The organism is Leifsonia sp. AG29, assembly GCF_009765225.1.
In the GTDB taxonomy this organism is placed as follows: Bacteria; Actinomycetota; Actinomycetes; order Actinomycetales; family Microbacteriaceae; genus Leifsonia.
The window spans coordinates 2,290,162-2,311,993 of record NZ_VMSF01000001.1 but is presented as its reverse complement, the minus strand read 5'-3'; the positions used below and the strand labels follow the sequence as shown (position 1 = coordinate 2,311,993).

At 64.6% G+C, this 21,832-nt stretch carries 22 protein-coding genes; 14 read left to right on the top strand and 8 right to left on the bottom strand.

Features of this window, described 5'->3' with window-relative positions; all coding sequences use genetic code 11:
* The first annotated feature begins 46 nt into the window (after nucleotides 1–46).
* The 7 genes from FPT20_RS11090 to FPT20_RS18160 all read left to right on the top strand — a co-directional run bounded on the left by FPT20_RS11090 (nucleotide 47) and on the right by FPT20_RS18160 (nucleotide 9,953).
* Entirely contained in the window at nucleotides 47–5,326 is a 5,280-nt protein-coding gene (locus tag FPT20_RS11090; RefSeq protein WP_233265485.1) for a DEAD/DEAH box helicase, read from the top strand.
* A 94-nt stretch (nucleotides 5,327–5,420) separates the two neighbouring features.
* Entirely contained in the window at nucleotides 5,421–5,672 is a 252-nt protein-coding gene (locus tag FPT20_RS11085; protein ID WP_158865247.1) for a hypothetical protein, read from the top strand.
* 448 nt (nucleotides 5,673–6,120) lie between these two features.
* A complete protein-coding gene (locus FPT20_RS11080) occupies nucleotides 6,121–6,921 on the top strand; it encodes an alpha/beta hydrolase (protein ID WP_158865244.1) in 801 nt (266 codons plus the stop codon).
* Nucleotide 6,922: 1 nt separating this feature from the next.
* On the top strand, nucleotides 6,923–7,711 hold the full coding sequence (locus FPT20_RS11075; protein WP_158865242.1) for an SDR family oxidoreductase: 789 nt from the start codon (nucleotides 6,923–6,925) through the stop codon (nucleotides 7,709–7,711).
* 225 nt (nucleotides 7,712–7,936) lie between these two features.
* On the top strand, nucleotides 7,937–8,422 hold the full coding sequence (locus FPT20_RS11070; protein WP_158865240.1) for a DUF805 domain-containing protein: 486 nt from the start codon (nucleotides 7,937–7,939) through the stop codon (nucleotides 8,420–8,422).
* 190 nt (nucleotides 8,423–8,612) lie between these two features.
* Nucleotides 8,613–9,185 (top strand): hypothetical protein, encoded by a 573-nt coding sequence (locus FPT20_RS11065; RefSeq protein ID WP_158865238.1) that lies wholly within the window; start codon nucleotides 8,613–8,615, stop codon nucleotides 9,183–9,185.
* A gap of 165 nt (nucleotides 9,186–9,350) precedes the next feature.
* Complete coding sequence (locus FPT20_RS18160) at nucleotides 9,351–9,953, top strand: acyltransferase (RefSeq protein ID WP_325064788.1); 603 nt, start codon at nucleotides 9,351–9,353, stop codon at nucleotides 9,951–9,953.
* Between the two features lie 34 nt (nucleotides 9,954–9,987).
* On the opposite strand, the gene FPT20_RS11055 is transcribed toward FPT20_RS18160, so the two are convergent.
* On the bottom strand, nucleotides 9,988–10,749 hold the full coding sequence (locus FPT20_RS11055) for an alpha/beta fold hydrolase (protein WP_158865236.1): 762 nt from the start codon (nucleotides 10,747–10,749) through the stop codon (nucleotides 9,988–9,990).
* Nucleotides 10,750–10,913: 164 nt separating this feature from the next.
* Between FPT20_RS11055 and FPT20_RS11050 the strand changes: the two genes are divergently transcribed.
* Nucleotides 10,914–11,531 carry a protein tyrosine phosphatase gene (locus FPT20_RS11050; protein WP_158865234.1) on the top strand — a complete coding sequence of 206 codons (618 nt, stop codon included), beginning with the start codon at nucleotides 10,914–10,916 and terminating at the stop codon, nucleotides 11,529–11,531.
* A 23-nt stretch (nucleotides 11,532–11,554) separates the two neighbouring features.
* Here the strand turns inward: FPT20_RS11050 and FPT20_RS11045 are convergent, their stop codons facing one another.
* Entirely contained in the window at nucleotides 11,555–11,998 is a 444-nt protein-coding gene (locus tag FPT20_RS11045) for a rhodanese-like domain-containing protein (RefSeq protein ID WP_158865232.1), read from the bottom strand.
* A 93-nt stretch (nucleotides 11,999–12,091) separates the two neighbouring features.
* Here FPT20_RS11045 and FPT20_RS11040 point away from each other — a divergent pair, with 93 nt between their 5' ends.
* Complete coding sequence (locus FPT20_RS11040; RefSeq protein WP_158865230.1) at nucleotides 12,092–12,553, top strand: Lrp/AsnC family transcriptional regulator; 462 nt, start codon at nucleotides 12,092–12,094, stop codon at nucleotides 12,551–12,553.
* 75 nt (nucleotides 12,554–12,628) lie between these two features.
* On the opposite strand, the gene arfB is transcribed toward FPT20_RS11040, so the two are convergent.
* The gene (gene arfB / locus FPT20_RS11035; protein WP_158865228.1) at nucleotides 12,629–13,066 is read right to left on the bottom strand and encodes an alternative ribosome rescue aminoacyl-tRNA hydrolase ArfB; all 438 of its coding nucleotides are present in this window, start codon (nucleotides 13,064–13,066) and stop codon (nucleotides 12,629–12,631) included.
* An 84-nt stretch (nucleotides 13,067–13,150) separates the two neighbouring features.
* Between arfB and FPT20_RS11030 the strand changes: the two genes are divergently transcribed.
* The 3 genes from FPT20_RS11030 to FPT20_RS11020 all read left to right on the top strand — a co-directional run bounded on the left by FPT20_RS11030 (nucleotide 13,151) and on the right by FPT20_RS11020 (nucleotide 16,532).
* Nucleotides 13,151–14,752 carry a phospholipase D family protein gene (locus FPT20_RS11030; protein WP_199245748.1) on the top strand — a complete coding sequence of 534 codons (1,602 nt, stop codon included), beginning with the start codon at nucleotides 13,151–13,153 and terminating at the stop codon, nucleotides 14,750–14,752.
* Nucleotides 14,753–14,799: 47 nt separating this feature from the next.
* Nucleotides 14,800–15,027: an RNA-binding S4 domain-containing protein gene (locus FPT20_RS11025; protein ID WP_158865224.1), complete on the top strand. Its 228-nt coding sequence runs from the start codon at nucleotides 14,800–14,802 to the stop codon at nucleotides 15,025–15,027.
* Between the two features lie 338 nt (nucleotides 15,028–15,365).
* Nucleotides 15,366–16,532: an RtcB family protein gene (locus FPT20_RS11020; protein WP_158865222.1), complete on the top strand. Its 1,167-nt coding sequence runs from the start codon at nucleotides 15,366–15,368 to the stop codon at nucleotides 16,530–16,532.
* Between the two features lie 73 nt (nucleotides 16,533–16,605).
* Here FPT20_RS11020 and FPT20_RS11015 read toward each other — a convergent pair whose 3' ends face one another.
* Genes FPT20_RS11015 through FPT20_RS11005 form a run of 3 tightly spaced genes read right to left on the bottom strand, consistent with a single transcriptional unit; the run spans nucleotide 16,606 to nucleotide 18,032 of the window.
* Nucleotides 16,606–17,106, bottom strand: a complete 501-nt coding sequence (locus tag FPT20_RS11015; protein ID WP_158865220.1) for a SixA phosphatase family protein — start codon at nucleotides 17,104–17,106, stop codon at nucleotides 16,606–16,608.
* Between the two features lie 37 nt (nucleotides 17,107–17,143).
* Nucleotides 17,144–17,785, bottom strand: a complete 642-nt coding sequence (locus tag FPT20_RS11010) for a class I SAM-dependent methyltransferase (protein WP_158865218.1) — start codon at nucleotides 17,783–17,785, stop codon at nucleotides 17,144–17,146.
* A gap of 52 nt (nucleotides 17,786–17,837) precedes the next feature.
* Nucleotides 17,838–18,032, bottom strand: a complete 195-nt coding sequence (locus FPT20_RS11005) for a hypothetical protein (RefSeq protein ID WP_158865216.1) — start codon at nucleotides 18,030–18,032, stop codon at nucleotides 17,838–17,840.
* Nucleotides 18,033–18,178: 146 nt separating this feature from the next.
* On the opposite strand from FPT20_RS11005, the gene FPT20_RS11000 reads away from it, so the two are divergent.
* Nucleotides 18,179–19,255: a nuclease-related domain-containing protein gene (locus tag FPT20_RS11000; RefSeq protein ID WP_158865214.1), complete on the top strand. Its 1,077-nt coding sequence runs from the start codon at nucleotides 18,179–18,181 to the stop codon at nucleotides 19,253–19,255.
* Between the two features lie 83 nt (nucleotides 19,256–19,338).
* Nucleotides 19,339–19,512: a hypothetical protein gene (locus tag FPT20_RS10995; RefSeq protein ID WP_158865212.1), complete on the top strand. Its 174-nt coding sequence runs from the start codon at nucleotides 19,339–19,341 to the stop codon at nucleotides 19,510–19,512.
* 202 nt (nucleotides 19,513–19,714) lie between these two features.
* Here FPT20_RS10995 and FPT20_RS10990 read toward each other — a convergent pair whose 3' ends face one another.
* Nucleotides 19,715–20,503 carry a glycosyltransferase gene (locus FPT20_RS10990; protein ID WP_158865210.1) on the bottom strand — a complete coding sequence of 263 codons (789 nt, stop codon included), beginning with the start codon at nucleotides 20,501–20,503 and terminating at the stop codon, nucleotides 19,715–19,717.
* A gap of 156 nt (nucleotides 20,504–20,659) precedes the next feature.
* Entirely contained in the window at nucleotides 20,660–21,262 is a 603-nt protein-coding gene (locus FPT20_RS10985) for a DUF4190 domain-containing protein (protein ID WP_158865208.1), read from the bottom strand.
* Between the last annotated feature and the right edge of the window lie 570 nt (nucleotides 21,263–21,832).

Sequence of the window (21,832 nt, the reverse complement as noted above, 5' to 3'; positions counted from 1 at the left end):
TCGTCTCGCCAACTTCCGGGCCGCTGTCATCGAAACCCTGGAATCGATGCAGCTTGAGTCAGGACCCGAGAGGAACGCGCGAGACACGTTGCTGGCCGAAGCTAACGATTGGATCGAGCTCGGTCGGGGCCTCGGTTACTTCGGCGAGGCTTCTCAGGAAGGGCCTCCTGCACTTGAGAACTACGCAGCGTTCGAGTCGGCAATTGCAGAGGCGTGGATAGACGTATCCGCCGACTTAGTTACCGCGCTAGCAAATGTCCATTTTGCGCCCGAGCCCGACTGGAAAGCCGCCCTAGAGTCCGGTCGAACGGCCTTGATCACCGTCGGACCGAAGGACGTGAATGAACCAGGCGCAGGCGACTGGTTGTTGACAGAAATTGGTGCTATCGAAGGCATGCCGAGCGCGTGGCGGATGGGCACGTCCGATACCTCGATGAAGCGTTGGAAGGAGGCTGGTTCCGCCCGGGATGAAGTTCTTCAGGAGCTAAGAGAGACGCTCACCTTGAATGAACTCGACAGTCAGTTCGAAGGCACTTCGCGCCCAAGTCGGCCCATCTCCTCGGTCGCAACGGTCCTTGATCAGTACCGTCGGACCGCGCTGGACGAGTTTGAGAAGGGTGCGCATTTCGAACGGCTAATGCAGGCGTTTCTGCGCACCGAGCCACAGTACGCGGAGCTGTATGACCGTGTATGGCTCTGGTCGGAGTACCCCGGTCGCGGCAAACGTCCAGATACTGGGATCGATTTGGTCGCGCGCAATCGTGACACGGGCGAACTCACGGCCATTCAGTGCAAGTTCTTTGCGCCGACTACAACGGTAACGAAGGGGATGCTCGACTCCTTCTTGTCGGCTTCCGGCAAGCTGCGGCCGGATCACACTCCGGAGTTCGGGGCGAGGCTGATCATCTCGACGTCGGACAAATGGGGCAAGAATGCCGAGGACGCGATCGTCGACCAAACGATTCCGGTAGAGCGGCTGCGCGTACAAGATCTCGATGAATCCGCCATCGACTGGTCCCGGTTCGTCTGGGATGAGCCGGCGAACTTGGTCAAGAAGCAGCACAAGACGCCGTTCGACTACCAAATCGAAGCTATCGATGACGTCGTGACGGGGTTCGCTTACCATGATCGCGGGAAGCTGATCATGGCGTGTGGCACTGGGAAGACCTTCACTTCGTTGCGCCTTGCCGAGAAGCTGGTTCCAGCTGGTGGGACAGTGCTCTTTCTCGTGCCCTCAATCGCATTGCTGTCCCAAACGCTTAAGGAGTGGACCGTCCAAGCGGAAGGCCCGCTTCGCGCATTCGCAGTCTGCTCCGACGTTTCCGTCGGGAAGCGGCGAACGGAAGAAGACATACCTGTTCGAGACCTTGCGTTCCCCGCGACTACAAACGCTAACGCCCTCGTGAGGCAGTTCAGTCTCGGAGACGCCGCAGGAAAGCTGACGGTCGTCTTTTCGACCTACCAGTCTCTACCGGTCATCTCAAAGGCGCAGGGTCTTGGCTTGCCGGAGTTTGATCTGATCGTTTGCGACGAGGCTCACCGTACGACTGGCGCCGCGATGACCGTCGATGACGAGTCTGCCTTCATGAAAGTTCATGACCAGGGCTTCTTGCAGGGCAAGAAGCGGTTGTACATGACTGCTACGCCGCGCATCTTCTCCGACGGGACTCGTAAGAAGGCTGGCGAACTCGGCGCGAAACTTGCCGACATGGATGACCTAGACACTTTCGGTCCCGAGTTTCATAGGCTCGGCTTTGGGCAGGCGGTCAGTATGGGACGCCTCACCGATTACAAAGTGTTGGTACTGGCGGTTGATGAGGGCTTTGTCGCGAGCGAATTTCAATCACTGATGTCCCGCGACGGCTACGAGCTCGACATGGAAGACACCGCGAAGATTGTGGGCACCTGGAACGGCCTGTCTAAGCGATCCGTGATTCCGGGTGAGTATGCGGAAGATCCTTCTCCCATGCAACGAGCGGTCATGTTTGCGAAAGATATCGCGACTTCCAAGAAGCTGGCCGACGCGTTTCAGCAGGTCGTCGAAGGGGAAGCGGGGCGCCTCGAGGCATCCGGCGAGGACCCGTCCAGGCTTCTGCGAGCGCAAGCGCGGCATGTGGACGGTACCCAGTCGATGCTCGTCCGGAACGAGAAGCTCGACTGGCTCAAGGAGCCTTCCCCGGACAACACGGTTCGAATTCTTTCGAACGCGAAGTGCCTTTCCGAAGGGGTGGATGTGCCGGCGCTGGACGCCGTCATGTTCATGAATCCGCGCAAGTCCGTCGTGGACGTCGTTCAGTCCGTCGGCCGGGTCATGCGGAAAATGGTGGGCAAGAAATTCGGCTACGTCATCCTGCCTATCGCTGTTCCCGGTGACGTTGAGCCCGACCAGGCGCTCAACAATAACGACAAGTACCGGGTAGTTTGGCAGGTACTCCAAGCTCTACGGGCGCACGACGAACGCTTCGATGCTGAGGTTAACAAGATCGACCTCACCAGGAAGACGGAGAGGCTCGTTGTCGATGTCATTGGTTCCGATCCTCGGAGAAGCAGCAATGACGAAGACGCCGCGATAGAAGGCGCCGAGAAGGTGCAAGGAGCGCTGCAGCTTGACTTCTCTAAAATCGAGGCATGGCGCGATGCGATCCTTTCGAAGATCGTTCAAAAGGTTGGGGAGCGGCGCTATTGGGAGAACTGGGCAAAAGACGTAGCTGACATTGCGAAGACTCACGCGACTCGCATCAACGCGCTAGTAAATGGCGAAAACAAGCGCATCCGCGAGGAGTTCGAGGCATTCACAGAGGGCCTACGGCTGAATCTAAATCCCGATATTGCCTACGAGGATGCGGTGCAAATGCTTTCACAGCATCTAATCACCCAGCCCGTATTCGACGCACTTTTTGAAGGCTACGCGTTCAGCGAAGGCAATCCAGTCTCCCAAGTGATGAATCGAATGGTCGAAGTCCTTGATGGTGAAAACCTGGAGAACGAAACCGCAAAGCTAGAGAAGTTCTATGACAGTGTGCGCACCCGCGCGGCGGGTATCGATGACGCCGGCGCGAAGCAGACTATCGTCAAAGAACTCTACGAAAAGTTCTTCTCGACGGCCTTCTCTAAGACCAGCGAACGCCTGGGCATCGTATACACACCGAACGAAATCGTGGACTTCATAGTCCACAGCGTGAATGACATCCTCGAGGACGAATTCAGCACATCTCTCTCCGATAAAGACGTGCACATCCTGGATCCCTTTACCGGTACGGGCACGTTCATAGTTCGCCTGCTCCAATCGGGTCTCATCAGGCAGCACGACCTCGCTCGAAAGTATCGCTACGAGCTTCACGCGAATGAAATTGTCCTTCTCGCGTACTACGTTGCGGCGATCAATATCGAGGAGACCTATCATGCGGCTCAGGGGGGCAACTATGTCCCGTTCGACGGCATCGTCCTCACCGACACATTCCAGATGTTCGAGGACGACGACAAGATGGACGACCTCGGCGTATTTCAGGCAAATAATGACCGAGTCGCCGCGCAAAAAAGCCTGGACATACGAGTCATCATCGGCAATCCGCCTTGGTCGGTCGGGCAGTCATCGGCGAACGACAACAATCAGAACATCAAGTACGAAACGCTCGATGAGGCGATTCGCAACACTTACGCTAAGCGCGCCAAGAACGTCAACAAGGTGTCCCTCTACGACTCCTACATCCGAGCGATCCGCTGGGCATCCGACCGGATCGGCGACCGTGGCATTGTCGGATTCGTCTCGAACGGGGGGTTCATCGACTCGAACTCGGCGGATGGCATTAGAAAGAGCCTTATCGCCGAGTACAGCAGTCTCTACGTGTTCAACCTGCGTGGCAACCAACGAACTGCCGGCGAGCAGTCTCGCCGTGAAGGTGGCAAGGTTTTCGGCGCAGGAAGCCGGGCAACTGTAGCCATCTACTTGCTTGTGAAGAACCCAGATGCTTCCGAAAACGGGCGGCTGTTCTACAACGACATCGGTGACTACCGCTCCCGAGAGGACAAGCTCGACATAGTTCGCAGAGCTAAATCGATCCGAGGGATCGCCTGGGAGCGAATCGTGCCGAACGACGAAGGAGACTGGATCAACCAGCGCCGTTCGGACTTTCAGGAGTATCAGCCGATCTCTGGCAAGGGCGGGATCTTCGCGTTGGACACTCATGGGGTTTCAACAAACCGAGATGCGTGGACAGTGAACTTCTCCCGTGCAGTGCTTTCGAAAAACATCTCGTCGATGTTTGCTTTCCACGACTCCGAGCGCTCAGCCATCCAGGAGAAGAAGCAGCGGGGTCTCTCAGTTACCAAGAATGATCTGACTCGCGACGCCCAGCAAATCGCCTGGGGCACGGTCATGGAACAAGATGCTCTCAAAAACAAGCCGTTGCGATTCCACGAGGCAAGCGTCCGACGCTCCATTTACCGTCCGTTCACCACGGAGTGGCTCTATTTCGATCGCGATGCCAATCACTCTGGTTATCGGGTGGGACGAAGCTGGCCATCCGAAGAGGCGCGCAGTAGGGCACTCATAATCACCGCGGCCGGGTCGCACGACCCGTTTTCACTTTTTGTGTCGGACTTGGTTCCCAACTACCACTCGCTCGACACTTGCATGGTGTTCCCGGAGTGGACGTACGAGCCCGTGGATACGCTGGCGCTCGAGGAGGACTCTGAGATCGTCGACGGCTATCGTCGGGCCAGCAACATTACCAACGAGACGCTTGATTCATACAGACGGATCTACGGTTCGACCGTGTTGAAGGAAGATATCTTCCATTACGTCTATGCCATGTTGCACAGCCCAGATTATCGCGCGCGATATTCGGCCGATCTCCAAAAGATGCTGCCACGGATCCCTAAGGTAGACGCGTTCAGGGAGTTTGTGACGGCCGGTCGACGGCTCTCGGAGCTGCACCTTGGGTATGAGAACGCCGAGAGGTTCCCCTTGATTGAGACCTCCAAGCCTGAAGCATCGCTGCGCGTGACGAAAATGCGCTACGCCAAGAATGGAAAGCAGGTAGATAGGACGGCGATCGTCTATAACGACGACATCGTGCTGTCTGGTATCCCCGAGGAAGCGCACGAGTACCTATTGGGACCTCGCTCAGCCTTGGATTGGATCATCGAGCGCTATCAGGTGAAGACCGACAAGGCTTCCGGTATCGTCAACGACCCGAATGAGTGGGGGGACGAGCACGGCAATCCGCGATACATCCTGGACCTCATTATGCGAGTGACGACCGTCAGCGTGGCGACCGTGAAAATCGTCCGCGGGCTGCCGCTGTTGGACGTCATCGACGAATAGAAGATCGATCTTTCCGGTGGAAACATCTCCGAAGATCACTCTTGATATTCACCGAAGCAGCCATTTGATTTGCGGTGACGGTAGGGCCCGCTCGATGAACGCGAACACCGGCCCGACCCAGAAGGACAAGCAGGCCGCTACGCACACGGCTCGCGAGGACATCGTCCGCAAGAACCTCAAGGCGCCGAGCACCGCGAATTTCTCGAACGAGACCACCCACGGCAACGACGGGAGGTGCACGATTGAGGGCGACGTCGACGCGCAGAACAGCTGCGGGGCGACGCTCCGCAATCACTTCGTCCGCGACGCTGACGGGTCGACCGCAAATCTCCGATCACTAGGGTGACCTGGCCCGATCCGCAGTGGCGGATCTCGTGGCAGGAGGTTGGCCCCAATATACGGGTCCACTCAGGGTCGGCAGGTTAGATTTCAGATTTGATAAGCGGCCAAATTTGCCCAGAATTTGCCCACAATCGGGTGAGTTCCTATGTGATCGCAGGCATCTCAGTAAGGTCAAAAAGCGCGGAATTCCGGGGATTTTGAACCCGCGCTAGTGATGGTTAAGGGGTGGTCGCAGTTTTCGAGTCCCTCCAGGGGCACGTTCGGGCTGCTCAACGCACCCAGGTAGGTGCGACCAACTAAGCCACCCAACGGCGAACGCCCCATCCTCTGCGTCATTCGCAACCGAATGATCCCCGGCCGCCCCCGACCTCCTCTGACTCAGATGACCCCTACCCGAGCGCCCGTTGCCCCTGCTTTACTACCCGCGTCATCCATGTCCGGAGGAGCCAAGCATGACCGATTCAGCGCGCCCCGTTCTCTTCATCCATGGTCTGTGGCTGCATGCCACCAGCTGGGATCCGTGGATCGAGCGCTTCCGTGCTGCGGGATACGCGCCGGTCGCACCGGGCTGGCCGAACGAGCCACCGAGGGTGGCAGAGGCGCGCGCGAACCCCGAAGCGGTCGCGGATATCGGCATCGACGAGGCCGCCGCTCACTACGAGGAGATCGCGAACTCCCTGGGCGACGAGACAATCCTGATCGGCCATTCGTTCGGCGGTCTCCTCGCCGAGAAGCTCTTGGGTGAAGGCGTCGGGGCGGGAGCGGTCGCGATCGACCCGGCCCAGATCAAGGGCGTCCTTCCGCTGCCGCTGGCCCAGCTGCGTTCGGGGTTCCCAGCCCTTGGCAATCCGGCGAACCTCCACCGTGCGGTTTCGTTGACCGAGGCGCAGTTCCGGTACGGCTTCGGCAATGCGGTCAGCGAGGAGGAATCGAACGAGCTCTACGAGCGGTGGACGATCCCGTCCCCGGCGCGTCCGCTCTTCCAGGCGGCTGCCGCGAACTTCGTCATGCACTCCCCGGCCGCGGTCGACACCAAGCGGTCACCCCGCGGGCCGCTCCTGCTCATCTCGGGGACGGCGGACCACACGGTTCCGGATGTGGTGACCCGCTCGACTCTCAAGCAGTACCGGGACTCCATGGCGGTCACCGAGCTGAAGCAGTTCGAGGGACGCGGCCATTCGCTCACCATCGACAAGGGCTGGAGCGAACTGGCGGAAGCCGTCCTTGAGTGGCTCAAGAGCCAGGGTCTTTGAGGTGGATCTCGGACTTCAGGGCGCCGTTGCCGTCGTAACGGGCGCCGGCCGCGGGATCGGCCTGTCAGTCACCCGAACCTTGGTCGAGGAGGGTGCGTTCGTTGTCGCTGCCTCCCGTTCGGTGACCGACCCTCTGGCAGAACTCGCGGGCGGTGGCCAGGTGGAGGCGGTCGCCGCGGACCTCACCGATCCGCCCGTTGCCGACGAGCTCGTAGCCAAGGCGCTGGCGCATGGCGATTTCCGCATTCTGGTCAACAACGTCGGCGGGGTTCGGCCGCGAACGGGAGGGTTCGCCTCCGTCACCGACGAGGAGTGGATCGACACGTTCCGACTCGACACGCTGACCGCCATTCGGATGACGCGGGCGGCCCTCCCGTCGATGCGGGAGGCGCGGCGCGGATCGGTCGTGACGGTAGCCTCCGTGAACGCCAAGTTGCCCGACCCGACCGTCATCGATTACAGCGCAGCGAAGGCCGCTCTGGTCAACTTCTCGAAGTCGCTCTCCAAGGAGGTCGGAGGCGACGGCGTGCGTGTGAACACTGTGAGCCCGGGCCCGGTGGCGACCGACCTCTGGCTGGGGGAGGACGGCGTTGCGGCGACCCTGTCCTCAGCGTCGAGCACCGATCGTGCCCAGGTCGTTGCTGGTGCCGAAGCCTCGATGCTCACTGGTCGCTTCACGAAGCCCGACGAAGTCGCCGCTCTCGTCGCGTTCCTCGCGAGTGACCGGGTCGCGGGGAACATCACCGGCGCTGACTACGTCATCGACGGCGGCCTGACGGCCGAGTTGTGAAACCGGGACGCGCACAGGACCCCGAGGCCTCGGGATTCCAGGACCCGGATCCCCGGCCGGCGCCCCCGCCACCTGGTCGATCTAGCTATGGCAGCGGCCCAGCGGCACGCCGCTGCCGGTCAGTGGGGCGACACGCCGCGTCACGAAAGACGCACAGCGCGCTTTCATGCGATTGACTGTGCGCGCTCCAGCTCACTCAAACACGTGTCTTGGAAAGGACTCCTCGTGACGTCTCCTCAGTACCCGACCGCCCCGCCCGCCGCTCCCGCCGGCGAGGCCCCGCTCTGGGCGCCCCTCTATGGCGCCACCCTTCCCCAGGCCGTCCGGCGCTTCTTCAAGAAGTACGCGGACTTCACGGGTCGTGCCAGCCGTAGCGAGTACTGGTGGTGGTACCTGGTCACCATCGTCGTGGTCGTCGTGCTCGAGGTCCTCTCCGTTACCCTCGGCAGCGCGGGCGGGACGGTGAACGCCGACGGCACCTCGACCCCCGGTCCGCTGTTCTGGCTTCCGGCGCTGCTCATCGTCGTATGGGGGCTCGGCACGATCGTCCCGCACCTGGCACTCACCTGGCGCCGTCTGCACGACGCTAACCTGGCTGGCCCGTTCTTCTTCCTCGGCCTGATCCCGTTCGTCGGCGGCATCATCGTGCTCGTGCTCGTGCTCCTGCCGTCCAAGCCTGAGGGCGCGCGATTCGACCGTCCGCGCGCTTAGCGCAGTCCGTCCGCACAGATCTGGGCCAATCCGGTCGGTTCCTCCTCCAGAATTAGCCACCGATCAGAGTCGCATCAGAGCCCGGGTGTCGGACGCGAGCCGCGTCCGACGGCGGGGGACCTTCGGCCCGGGACATCTGACGTCCCGGGCCGTAGCGTTTCCCGCGTCAGCTTTGCGGGAGGAAGAACCCATGTCAACGAATTCGACGACGGTCGCCGTCGCCACCTACAGCTCGCGGGAAGATGCGGTGGAGGACTACGAGGTCATCCGAGGCGCCAAGCATCAGGGCGAGCTCGGTCATCTCGCGATCGCCGTGATCGCGAAGGACGCGGACGGCAAACTCTCCGTGGATCGTCACGACTCGACTGCCAAGCATCTCGCCTGGGGAGGCGCGATCGTGGGTGCTTCCTTGGTCGTCCTGGTACCGCCGCTCGGGATCACCACCCTGGCCGCGACCGCCGCCGGAGCGGGCGCAGTCGCCAGTGCCGGTGCGCTCGCGGGTGCTGGGGGGATCATCGGGCACTTCTACCGCAACGTGCCGAAGGGCACCATCGAGGAGATGGGAGCGACGCTTTCGTCAGGCGAGGCCGGCCTTCTGATCATCGCCGTGGATCCGAAGGGGCTGGACATTGGCGCGCTTCTCACGAATGCCCAGAAGAAGGTCGTCACGCCGGGCGTCACGGACGAGAAGGACGCCGAGGACGACGCGCTCGAGGTTGCCTTCGAGCAGCTGAGCGACAAAGGCGAGGCCGTCCCCGCCTGAGCTCTAACCATCAGAGGCTCGCCGGCCGGCTCGAGAACGCCGGTAACCCTCCTCGGTCCGACGCAGGTTGCCCTGTACGCGCGTCCAGGTGCGCGGTACCCTCCTCGCGACGCAACTAGGCGACGCTGGTCAATCGCTTCGAACTCCAAGCAGTGAGGTGGGGCGATGGAACTCGGCAAACTGTCCAAGCTGAACTTGTCCGGCACGACGACGTTGCGGCGGGCCGGGCTACGTGGCGTGGCCTACCGCGGATGCCGCATCACATTCAGGGGCGAGACGGCTGGCGACGGCTGGCTCGGGGCCGGAGCGCAATGGCCCGGGTCGAACCTCTACCTGCCGGGCCAGGTCAGTGTCGCTTCCGGTGGGAAGCTCGTAGTCGACGGCGGCATGACGCTCTACACCGGCTGCCGCGTGGTCGTTGACCCTGGTGCCCAGTTGACGCTCGGCAGCGGGTACGCGAATACCTGCTTGCGAATCTCCTGCTTCGTCGAGGTGACGATCGGTCACGAAGTCGCCATCGCGGAGGATGTGCTGATCCGCGACAGCGACAACCACCACGTGGGAGGCAGTTCCCGGCTGTCCTCAGCGCCGGTGCGCATCGGCGACCATGTCTGGGTGGGCTCGCGGGTAACGATCCTCAAGGGTGTGACCGTCGGCGATGGAGCGATCATCGGGGCTGGTGCCGTCGTGACTCGAGACGTCCCCGCGCACAGCTTGGTCGCCGGCGTGCCGGCGAGCGTAAAGCGCGTCGACGTCGAATGGACTTAGATCACCGCTGGCTCGTGGAGGCCGGAAGCTGCGACTACCGAGTCGGATCGGTCTGCCAGTGCTCGCGCAGCAGCGCGGCGACCCGGTCTGGCTCGACCCGGTGGGGTGGGTCGAAGTGGTGGCGATCTTCGAACACCACCAATCGGAAGTGGGGGAAGACGCGGGAGAGCCGCTCGGCGTTGTCGCCGTAGTCATCGGGGTTGCTCCTGCCGCCGAGAAGGAAGAGCACTGGCCGATCGAATGCCGCCAACGCGGCCCGGTCCAGGTCGTACCGCGCGAACTCGTGCAGGAACGCGGTGATGCCGGCCGGACGCTTCGCCATCCAGGGCGGCGGTTCACCGGGCGGGGGAGGCGGCAGCTCGACGCCGGGCCGGACTCCCAGCCTCATGAACGCCGCCATGAATTGATCCGGAGGCAGCGACTCCAGGGCCTCGTACTGCCTCCATAACCGGGCGTGCGCTTCACTCCAGCCCCAGTTCCCCGCCCAGGCGGCCTCGAGGAGGGTGAGGGTCACGAGTCGCTCGGGGTGCTTGGCGGAGAAGGCGAGGGCAGCCGCCCCGCCGCCCGAGTAGCCGACCAGATGGAACGTCTGCCAGCCGCGTGCATCGGCCTCCCGGAGGACGCCGTCGACCTCGGTGTCGAGCCCCCAACCCGGAGGCGGTGAATCGTCCCGGTAGAGTTCGAGCTCCTTCGCGACGGCGTCGACCTCCGGGCCCAGTGAGCCGATCAGCGCGCTATAGGCGAGGGAGGCGGGCAGGACGCTGCCCGGCAGCATGATGACCCGTACGGGCTCCATGGGCAAACTGTACGCCGCTCAGCCCAGGACGAAGATGCTGTGCCTCGGACGGGGGGCTTGCTAAGTCGCGCTCCCGACCAGGATTCTGATTTCCGACCGCGACTCCCGATGACGGTTGCACTCGCTCGCATCAGGCACCCACGCAGACCAGGAGAAATCAGGCGATGTCGTTCATCACCGCGGTCGTCGGCAGCAAGCTGGCCGTCGCCCTTATCGCGCTCGGAACAATCACGGTCGGAGGCACCGCCGCCGCCGCGTATACCGGGTCGCTCCCCGCAGGTCTGCAGAACGATGCGCATTCGCTCATCGGGGCTCCTACGGCCACGCCGACCCCCGAGGCCACGGAAACGCCGACGCCGGAGCCGACCGACGACGCCACCGAGACGGCGACGCCGGAGCCGACCGAGACTCCTACTGCCACAGACACGCCCAACCCCAGCGCAACGGACCCGACGGGGCCCGACGCGACGGGGCCGGCGGCCCATGGCTTGTGCACCGCGTTCGAGCACGGCGGCCTTGACCGCGACTCGGTCGCCTACGCATCGCTGGCGAAGGCAGCGGGAGGCGCGGATGGAGTCGCCACCTACTGCGCTGGGGTTGTCGCGCCCGGACATTCCGCCGAACACGACGCGGAAGATTCTGCGGCGCCGACGTCAGAACCGACGTCCGATGCTCCGGAGGCGCCGGCCGAGCCGAAGGGTTCGGAAGACCACGCCGATCACGGAGCCCCGGCGACATCCCCGGGCAAATCTCACTCGGGCGATGACCACGGCGACCACTAGCCCGACGTGTAGACGGATTCGGTTCAGCAGTCGCAGGTGATGGCATCCACTGGCGCGGTCAGCGGGTCCTTGGCGCGGACGACGGGACCGTGGTCGTTCTCGACGGGGTAGCCTTCGCGCGCCCAGTACTCGAACCCTCCGATCATCTCCTTGACCTGATAGCCGAGCTTGGCGAACTCCAGAGCGGCGCGAGTCGAACCGTTGCACCCAGGCCCCCAGCAGTACGTCACGACGGGCACCTCGTGCCGGATCTCCTCGGCCGCACGGGCAGCGATCTGGGCGGTCGGCATGTGAACCGCCCCCACGACCCGGCCCTGGGCCCACGCGCTCGCGCCGCGGGAATCGACCAGCACGAAACGGACACCCTCCTCCTGGTCGGCATGCACGTCGGAAGCATCGGTCTCGAACGCGAGCTTGCCGGCGAAATGGGCAACAAGGAGGTCCGACCGGACCGTGGCGATTGTCATGACCGAAACGATATTCAGGGCGGGAGGCGATCTGAAGGGTGGTCCTGCGGCGTCTGAGGCAGATCGACCGCAATTTCGTGGCACCATGACCGCATGGCCGCGAATCTTCCTTTTGAACCCGACAAGGTCGATACGGCCATCCTGAAATTGCTGCAGTCCAACGGGCGACAGTCCATCGCGGAGTTGGCTCGCCAGATCAACATGAGCCACAGCGCCGCCGCCGAGCGCGTGCGCCGACTCGAAGAGTCCGGCGTCATCAGCGGCTACGGTGCACACGTCGATCCCGAACGACTCGGATTCACGATCCTGGCGTACCTCCGGCTGCGCTACCCCAGCAGCGTCTACGAACCGCTGCACCGGCTCCTCGCCGACATCCCCGAGGTCATCGAAGCCCACCACGTCACCGGAGACGACTGCTTCATCATGAAAGTCGTCGCCACGAGCATGATGCACCTGGAACAGGTCAGCGGCAGGATCGGCACACTCGGCAGTGTCACCACGAGCGTCGTCTACTCCTCCCCGCTCCCGCCCCGACCATTGCTGCCGCCCAACTGACCGCAGGCGGCCGTCGACAACTTCACGGCCGAAACACCTGGGCATGCTCGCTGCTTCGCTGTGGTGGGGCGCGCCTCAGTCCTGAGGAGGACGGCGCAGTCGCTTGACGTCGGTGCGCCGCTTCTTCGCCTCCAATCGTCGTTGCTTCGCTCCGCGACTGGGCCTCGTCGGCCTTCGCGTCGGTCCCGGCGGCCGCAGGGCATCGGCCACGATCTCGGCCAGCCGAGCTCGTGCGGCCTCCCTGTTGCGCAGTTGCGCGCGGTGTTCTGACGCCGCGATCGTCAACGTTCCGTCGACGAGTCGATTGCCCAGCCGATCGAGGAGGCGTTCCCGCTGGGCCGACGTTAGAACGGCGGAGCCTGCCACGTCCCACACCAGCTCCACTCGGGAGTCTGCGGTGTTCACGCCCTGGCCGCCGGGGCCGGAAGACCGGGAAAACCGCCAGGACAGCTCGGACTCCGGAATGGTGAGCCCGGAGTCGACCCGCAGTCCGGGACGGTGAGCGGCGGGCATGCGTCCATCATCCTCCTGTGCTCGAGCGGCGCCCGCTTTACCGAGCCTCCCGTTCTGTGACTCCGCATGAGTAGAGTTCGACGCGTGGACGACGATGCCGGTGATTGGTTCCTCAGCCGTTCGGAGCGGGGCAACCCAGCGTCGGATCTTCAGACGGGGGAGGACGGCTCGTCGTCGTGGTCGGAGGGCAACCATGTGCGCCCGCTGGTGCACGGTGCCGTGTACTTCGCCCGTCTGCATCACGAGCTGACCGCGCTGAAGCCCGGCGACCGCGTCTTCTTCACCGACTGGCGGGGCGATGTCCACGAGCAGCTCCTCCCCGACGGGCCGTCGATCGGCGAGGTTCTCTCCGACCTTGCTCGTTCCGGGGTGGAGGTGCGCGGGCTGGTCTGGCGGTCGCACGGTGAGCGCGTGAAGGCGCCGATCAGCAGCGCCTCCAATGAGATGCTCGGCCGGGAGATCAACGAGGCGGGCGGGGAGGTACTGCTCGATCAGCGGGTGCGCGCGTTCGGGTCGCACCATCAGAAGTTCTTCGTGATCCGGCATCGCGATGACCCGTCGCGTGATGTGGCGTTCGTCGGAGGGATCGACCTCTCGTACAGCCGCCGCGACGACGTCGCTCACGCGGGAGACCCGCAAGCAGTCGACATGGATCCGCGTTACGGGAAACGGCCGCCGTGGCACGATGCCGCCCTGGAGTTGCGCGGCCCGGTGGTCGCGGACGTGCTGACCGTGTTCGCCGAACGCTGGAACGACCCGCACCCGCTGGATCACCGCAACCCGTACCGGATGATGCTGCAGCGGTGGGCCGACATGCCCCGGCATCCGAAACCGCTCCCGGAGGCCGCAGCGCCACCGCCGCCCGCTGGTCCGCATGCTGTGCAGCTCTTGCGAACCTACGGTCGGAAGCGGCCTCCGTTTCCTTTCGCGCCGAAGGGGGAGCGAACCATCGCGCGCGCTTACACGAAGGCGTTCGCCCGAGCTCGCTCGTTCATCTACATCGAGGACCAGTACCTGTGGTCGAGGGAGGTTGCTGCCAGCATCGCGAAGGCGCTCGCCCGCAACCCCCGGCTCCAGGTGATCGTGGTCCTCCCTCGGTTTCCGGACCAGGACGGTGCTCTCACCGGGCCGCCCAGCCGTCTGGGTCAACTGCGGGCGATCTCGATGCTGCGGCGCGTGGCACCGGATCGGGTCGGGGTGTTCGACCTGGAGAACGCCGCGGGGACTCCCATCTACGTCCACGCCAAGGTCTGCATCGTCGACGACACGTGGGTCACGTGCGGGTCGGACAATTTCAACCGACGCTCCTGGACTACGGACAGCGAGCTGACGTGCGCGGTGTTCGACACCACGCCAGATTCACGGGAGGGGAGCGCAGGTAACCCGGCGCGCCGGTTCGCGCGCGACCTGCGCCTCCAACTCTGGGCCGAGCATCTCGGTGTCGAGCCGGACGATCCACGCCTGCTCGACACCGACGGCGCCCTCTCGCTTTGGAAATCCTTCGCGGACGCTCTCGATCACTGGCACGCCGACGCGCGCCGATCGCCGCGCCCTCCCGGGCAGGTCCGGCGCCACCGCACTGAACCGGTCTCGCGACGCCAGCGGGTCTGGGCGGATCTGCTCTACCGTCTCATCCTCGACCCGGATTCCCGGCCTCGCCGCCTGCACGGCACCTCGAGGTTCTGAAGCTCGGGGAGGCTCGTCGCCCGCACCTGGTCGGCTAGCATTTCGGAATGACCAAGCAGCCTCCGATCGAAGACATCTCCATCGGCGGTGACGGCATCCGCCTCGGGCAGTTCCTGAAGTTCGCGGGACTCCTCGACTCCGGGGGAATCGTGAAAGAGGCCATCGCCGACGGGTACGTGACGGTGAACGGCGAGGTCGATCGCCGCCGCGGTCGGCAGCTGCAGCTGGGCGACATCGTCACGTTCGAGGGGCGCAGCGTCCGAGTCTGCGAGTAAGAGCCGGCTCAGCGACCCGAGATTCTTCTAGACATTTGGCCCGCTACGTCGCTAAGCTCGCAAAGCTGTGCCACCGGGCCAGCACCACGCCCCTACTGAACTGGAGAGGACCGAGCCGTGAGCTATCAGCCCCGACGCCGTCCCCAGCTCTCGTCGAACCATTTCGGCAAGCAGCTCAATCTCCAGCACCTCGTGTAGGCGCAGACCGTCCTTTTCGACGCTCCGTGCCCGCGAGGGCCCGGGGCGTTCGGCGTCTTTCCACCTCTTTCGGGGTGGGGACATGTCGGATTTCTCGGGCGCCATCCCTCCATGAGAAATCCACACAGACAAGAAAGACGATGAAACAGATAGACAAACGGTTGCTCAGCTGGGCGAGCATCCTCGACGCGAAAGCGGAGGAACAGGCGCGGGTCACGTCGACCATGCCTTTCGTGTTCCCGCACGTCGCGTTGATGCCGGATGCCCACCTCGGGCTCGGTGCGACCGTCGGGTCCGTGATCCCGACCCTCCGGGCGGTCATGCCGGCCGCAGTTGGCGTCGACATCGGTTGCGGCATGATCGCGGTTCGGACGCAGTTCCAGCTGAGCGAGCTGCCGGAAGACCTGCGGGCACTCCGGCAGCAGATCGAGCGGGCGATTCCGGTGTCGGCGGGCGCGCACAACTCCAAGATCGTGGCGACGGCGCAGCCGCGAGTGGCCGAGCTCGAGCAGCTTGCCGCTGACGCTGGGTTCGACCCCGCGCAGGCGCTCGGCACCTGGCGCGAACAGCTCGGAACCCTCGGCAGCGGCAACCACTTCATCGAGGTGAGCGTCGACGAAACGGACGGTGTCTGGCTGTTCCTCCACTCGGGGAGCAGAGGCGTCGGCAACAAGATCGCGCAGCGTCACATCAAGGTCGCACAGAACCTGATGGAGAAGTGGTGGATCACGTTGCCCGATCCCGACCTCGCCTACCTCCTCGAGGGCACACCCGAGTTCGATCGGTACATCGCCGAACTGCGGTGGGCGCAGCACTACGCCCTGCTCAACCGTGAGGAGATGATGGACCGGGTCGTGCGGGAGGTGAGCGAGTGGACCGGCATTCAGGTCGCCGAGCTGGAGCGGATCAACTGCCACCACAACTTCACCCAGAAGGAGACCCACTGGGGTAAGAGCGTCTGGCTGTCCCGCAAGGGCGCGATCTCGGCGCAGGCGGGCGAGCTCGGGCTGATCCCCGGATCCATGGGGACCGCATCGTACGTGGTGGAGGGCCTCGGCAACGCGTCCGCACTCCAGTCGAGCCCGCACGGCGCCGGGAGGAACTTCTCGCGCAGTGCCGCTCGGCGCACGTTCACGCACGATCAGCTGAGGGAGGCGATGAAAGGGATCGAGTACCGGGACACTGATGCGTTCCTCGATGAGATCCCGGCCGCCTACAAGCCGATCGACCAGATCATGGTCGACGCCGCTGAGCTTGTGAAGGTGCGGCACAAGCTCAGGCAGATCGTGAACGTAAAGGGCGACTGAACGGATGGGGTGTCAGACTCTGGCACCCCATCCCTCCTCTTTATGGCGGCCGCGGTGCCCCCAGCCGACCGGATCAGCGCAGGTGGCGGCCGTCGAAGCGGCCCGCGGCGCGAAGCGCTGCCGAAGCCTCGCCGAGTTCGGCCCATGATCCCTTCACGTGGAACTCCGCGATACCGGAGGTGCGCATCGTCACGTTCTCACCGGCGAGCATGGATGCGAGCTGCTCCATGCCGGGATTGTGACCCACCACGAGCACGGTTCGAGCGTCATCCGGCACCTCATGCAAGACATCGAGGAGGTGCTCGGCGGACGCGGCATATACGCGGTCGTCGAATCGCGTTGGAGGCGCTGGCGAGAGTCGAGCGGATACGAGTTCCCAAGTCTCGCGGGCGCGCTGGGCGGGGGAGATGACGGCGAGATCGATCGGGCCCGCGTGTCTCCCGAGCCACCTTCCCGCAAGCGGCGCTTGAGTCCGCCCTCGGTCGGCCAGCGGTCGCTCGATGTCCCGGACGGAACTCGACCAGTCGGACTTGGCGTGACGCAGCAGGATGAGAGTGCGGCTGATCTCGGTCATGGTGCCAGTGTCCCGCACCGAAGCGTTCAAGTCCGGCTCAGCTTGTCACGGGCCGCGTCGCCCGGATCCGTTCGACCGCGCCCGACCGGAGTCGTTCCTCCTCGACGATCACCAGGCCGGCCGCCTCCACCTCGTCCCGGTGTCGACGCGTGAGGTGCTCGCCTTCCAGAGGGATGGTGAAGCGCTCGGCCAGCCATTGGCCGGCGAAGATCAGTGGGGAACTGCTGCGGACGTGGTCGACGATTACCACGGATCCGCCCGGTACGACGACTCGCGCCATCTCGGTCAGTGCAACGTCGGGCCGGGGGATGGAGCACAGCGCGAGCGCGCAAACAACGGTGTCGAACGAGGCGTCCGGGAACGGCAGTGCCTCCGCGTTGCCCTCGCGCAGGTCCACGTCCATGCCCAGCTCGGATGCCCTACGCCTCGCGAGGGCGAGCATCGCGGGGCTGAGGTCCACTCCGATGAGTGACACGCCTTTCCGGTAGTAGGGGAGGCTCCTGCCCCCGCCGACCGCGACCTCCAGCACCCGGCCCGTCGCGCGCTCACCGATCCACTCGCGTGTTCCGACGAGCATCGACCGTTCGAGTTTCGCGATCTGGGTGTCGTAGCTTTCGGCGTGCTTGCCCCAGTGGCGCAGCTGACGCCGGGTCTCGCGCGACACGTCAGAACCGGTCATGCGGCCATTGTGTTCGAGCGACGGCTCGCGGCACCAGGGGTCATTGGAGGCGCTACTCCTGGAACACCTCCAGCATCCGAGCCTTGTTGTCGCCCAGAGCCTTCTCGCAGCCGGAGGGACAGTGGACGTCCTGCGGCGCCGTCCGGAACCCCGGCTGGCCCGGATTGCCGAGCGTCTTCACCGTCCCGCTCATACGTTTGCCGCAGATCGGGCACTCCGCCGAACGCAGTTCGATCTTGATCGCCATGTGGTCACGGTATGCCCCCTGTTCGTGGGGTGGGGAGGGGCGCGCGGGGGATTGCTCGTACCACGTGCGGATTCGGATCATGGCCCCACTTATCCCCTCCACTGGGGCGAGCGACCAGCCGCCGCAAAGAGATAACGTCGCCGATCATGGGGGACGAACTGAGGGGTGCACCGCAGCCGTCGACACGCGTCGACTTTGCCGCGATCAACGCGCTCTCGTCCCGCCCGGCAGGCTACGCCGTCGCGCAGAAATGCCTGGAGGTTCAAGCCCGAGCAGAACTCGCCGAGCCGTCCCTCCGGACAGAGAAGCGCGTGTTTCTGCACGGCGACGCCTGGCCCTGGTACCAGGGCGCGCTCGGCGAGATAGCTGTCGGCGACAAACTCAAGCATCTTGGGCCCGAGTGGTTCGTTCGCCATTCGGTGCCGATTGGCGCTGGAACCAAAGACGTCGATCACCTCGTCATCGGGCCCGGCGGAGTCTTCGCGATCAATACAAAGCATCACGCGGACGCCAAGGTCTGGGTCGGGGACCGGGTGCTGCAGGTGAACGGGGGTAACACCTCCCACATCGCCGCAGCGGTTCACGACGGCGCGGACGTTGCGAAGCGACTGGCGGCCAAGGTCGGGTTTCCGGTGCCTGTCCACTCCGTCGTTGCCGTGCTTAATGCGCGATCGATTGTGGACAAGCGGGCGCACCATGACCGGAAGGTTGCGGTCATAGACGCCGAGCATCTTGTCTCGTGGCTGAACGCTCAGCCGATGCAGCTCAGCACAACGAAGATCGATCTGATCAAGCTGGCTGCCGAAGAGCCGGAAACGTGGCACGTCGATCCTCATGCTGCCGAGACGCTGCGCGTGATGCAGCGGTTCGAGCGTCTCGTCGCAAGGGTCGGAAGCCCGTCGGCGGCCGCTCAGAGGCCGACGACTGGGGCAGCGCCTTCAAGGAAGCCACCACGGGCGGCAGCAACCCGCAGTGCGAAGCGGAAGAAGGCTGTGGGTCCCGACCTGGTCAGGCTGTGGGCCGCAACCGTCGTGACCGTCGTCGCCGTCCTCGTGTTCCGATCGATGGCAAACCAGCCCTGTCCCACAACGACTGTCTGCCTGCTTCCACCCCTGTATCTCACGCTCAAGCCACTGCTGATGGTTGCCGGGATGGGGATGATCGGGCTGGCCGTTGCAGGCTCCCTGCTGGCGCTCGTGCGTCGGCTCTTCGCGCACCGATAAGCCGCTGAGTCGCGCAGCCTGAGCGCACCTCCCCACCTCCCTCCCCGACGACTATCGTCAGCGCCACCAGAAGGGAGACCACCATGGACGACCTACGCGGAACACCGCAGGAGCGCCTCGCGCAGCTCGACCGAGCCACCGCAGACGGGAGCGCGTCGACGGAGTGGCTCGTCAAGCAGCTCCGGACAGCGTTGGAAGAGCTGGTTCAAGTCGAGCGGATCGCCGATGAGGAGGCTGAGCGGCGCGAGGACTTCTGACGCGGGGATCTTCGCGTCGGACCGGAGATGGCCCGTATCACCCTCCCCAACCGACGGGTGATACGGGCCTGTCAGTGGTTCGCAAATGGTCGGCTCGCTTCAGATGCGGGTACGACTTGCCTTCCGCTGACATCTAGTGCGGTCGTCGTCCGGGTCTACCTCGGGGTGACCTCGAGTTCCTGTCGTGGGTGTTGCTCCAGCCTCACCTGTGCGCGCGAGGGGGCACAGAGGCTTTGGTCACTCCGCGCCAATCGCGCCGCTGCCTCCGCCGCGCGCGCAACGACATCCGCCGGTGGTTGAGGGCGAACGTGTTGACCGACCACGAGATGTGCCGGCGGAACGACGACCAGGAGGCGAGCTGGCGGCCGGAGACGCTCATGCGGAGGCTCGGATCGTAGAGCACGGTCATGTCCGGTTCGAGCTGGATGCTGAGGTCGAGGTCGTCGTGGATGCGCCTCCGGTCGCGGTGGACGAGCGGGCTCATGCGCGACCACGTCTCGCGGCGGATCGCGAAGTTCGAGCCGAACAGCGGCGGGTGACCGAGCATCGGACCGACGGCGTGAAAGTAACCGCCGAGGTACAGGGCGCGCCCGGCCCAGGCGAGCAGCGGGTTGGTCCCGTAGAAGGTGCCGGTGCCGGTGACCGCGCTCCAGGTGCCCGGCCGGTCGAAGTCGTCGCGGATGCGCTGCAGCCAGTCGGGGGAGGGGCGCGAGTCGGCGTCGATGCGGGCGAGGATGTCGCCGCGGGCGGCATCCAGCCCGGCTGCGGTCGCGTCCGGGATCCCGCCGGTCGCCGTGATCACCCGCGCGCCGGCCTCGGTGGCGACACGGTGGCTGTCGTCCGAGCTGTCGCCGTCGACCACGATCACCTCGAACGGCTGAACCGTCTGGGCGGCCAGCGCCTCCAGGCACTGCCCGAGCATGGCTCCGTCGTTCCAGCACGGGATCACGACCGAGACGGTGGGCGTGGAGCCGGGTCGGGGGTTCGTCATGGTGACGCACCTCCGCGTCGCTCAGCGGGTACAACCCGATGGGGCGACACTACGAGCGGCGCGACCAACTGCTACAGGGCCGAACGTCCCTCTTCATGACGGCGACTCGGAGTTCGGCAAGTCAGAACTCGACCCGAATGAGCTGACCCAGCGGGATCATCTGCACAGCGACACGACCTTGTCGATGCCCTGCGTCGCGGTGCTGAACGCCGCGTCGACCGTTCCGAGGCTCTTCTGGCCGTCGGGCAGTGCCTGGTAGTCGACCAGCGCGGTTGCGATGTGGTCGAGGTCGTTGTCGAGGTCGAAGACATCCCAGTACAGGTCGCCGGTGAGGTCGACGTTCGCGGTGTCCCCCTGGAACTGCTCGATCGCAGAATTGACTGCGACCTTCGCCCCTGCAGGGTCATCGGCGATCCGGGAGGATTCGATCGCCGAGAGTGCGCTCGACAGCTTGGTCGTCGCCGTCGTGATCGTCGCGCAGTCCGCCGCCGACGGCCCCGCGACGGCGCTGCTGGTCGGCGTGTCCGTCGGGGCGTCCGCCGCCCGCCACGCCGATATGCCCCCGACCGCGAAGAGCACCGCGATGAAGGCGAAGTACAGCACCCAGAAGGCGGCGCCCACGTAGCCGATGATGGTTCCCGCCAGCGCGAGGCCGCGCCCCTTCTCGCCCGTCCGCTCGATCTGGGCCAGGGCGATGTGGCCGCCGATGATCCCGAGCAGCGCAACGACGAATGAGCCGGCGAAGGCGATGACAGCCATCACGTTCGTCCGCGGCTCCGAAGCAGGCGGCTGGTATCTCGCCCACGGCGCCGGGGGAGGGGCGGCATCGAGCACTGCGGCGCCGGGTGCGGGTGCGGGTGCTGGTGCGGGTGCTGGGGCCGGAGGCGGTGGTGGAGGCGTCACGATGGGCGGCACTGGTGCATCGGCGGGAGGGGCGGCGTCAGTGTCCATAGGCCTCTCATTGTGATGGTTTGACGCGACGCCGCCGGGGAAGCGCGCTCGTGTCGCGTCGCTGCCCCTCTCTGCCGCCCTACCGCGGAGGTGCGCCGTTAACGGGTCGAGGCGATGTTCCTGCCGGAACATCGCCTCTGTCGCAGCAACCTTGACCGTGATCCATGCGACTTGTCAATCGCGATCCCCACGAGAAGGAGTTGAGTCCGAACCTCGCTTCGGTTGCCCGGGTGCTACCCGTTGAAGCAAGACTAAGAGCGGGAGGCACGGGGCGTAGGGGCTAAAGTCCCTCGGCCATCGCCCCGTCAGCGGCAGACCGCGTCGACCCGATCGATCTCGTTCCCTGCCGCGGCGAAGGCGGATTCCACCGGCCCGAGG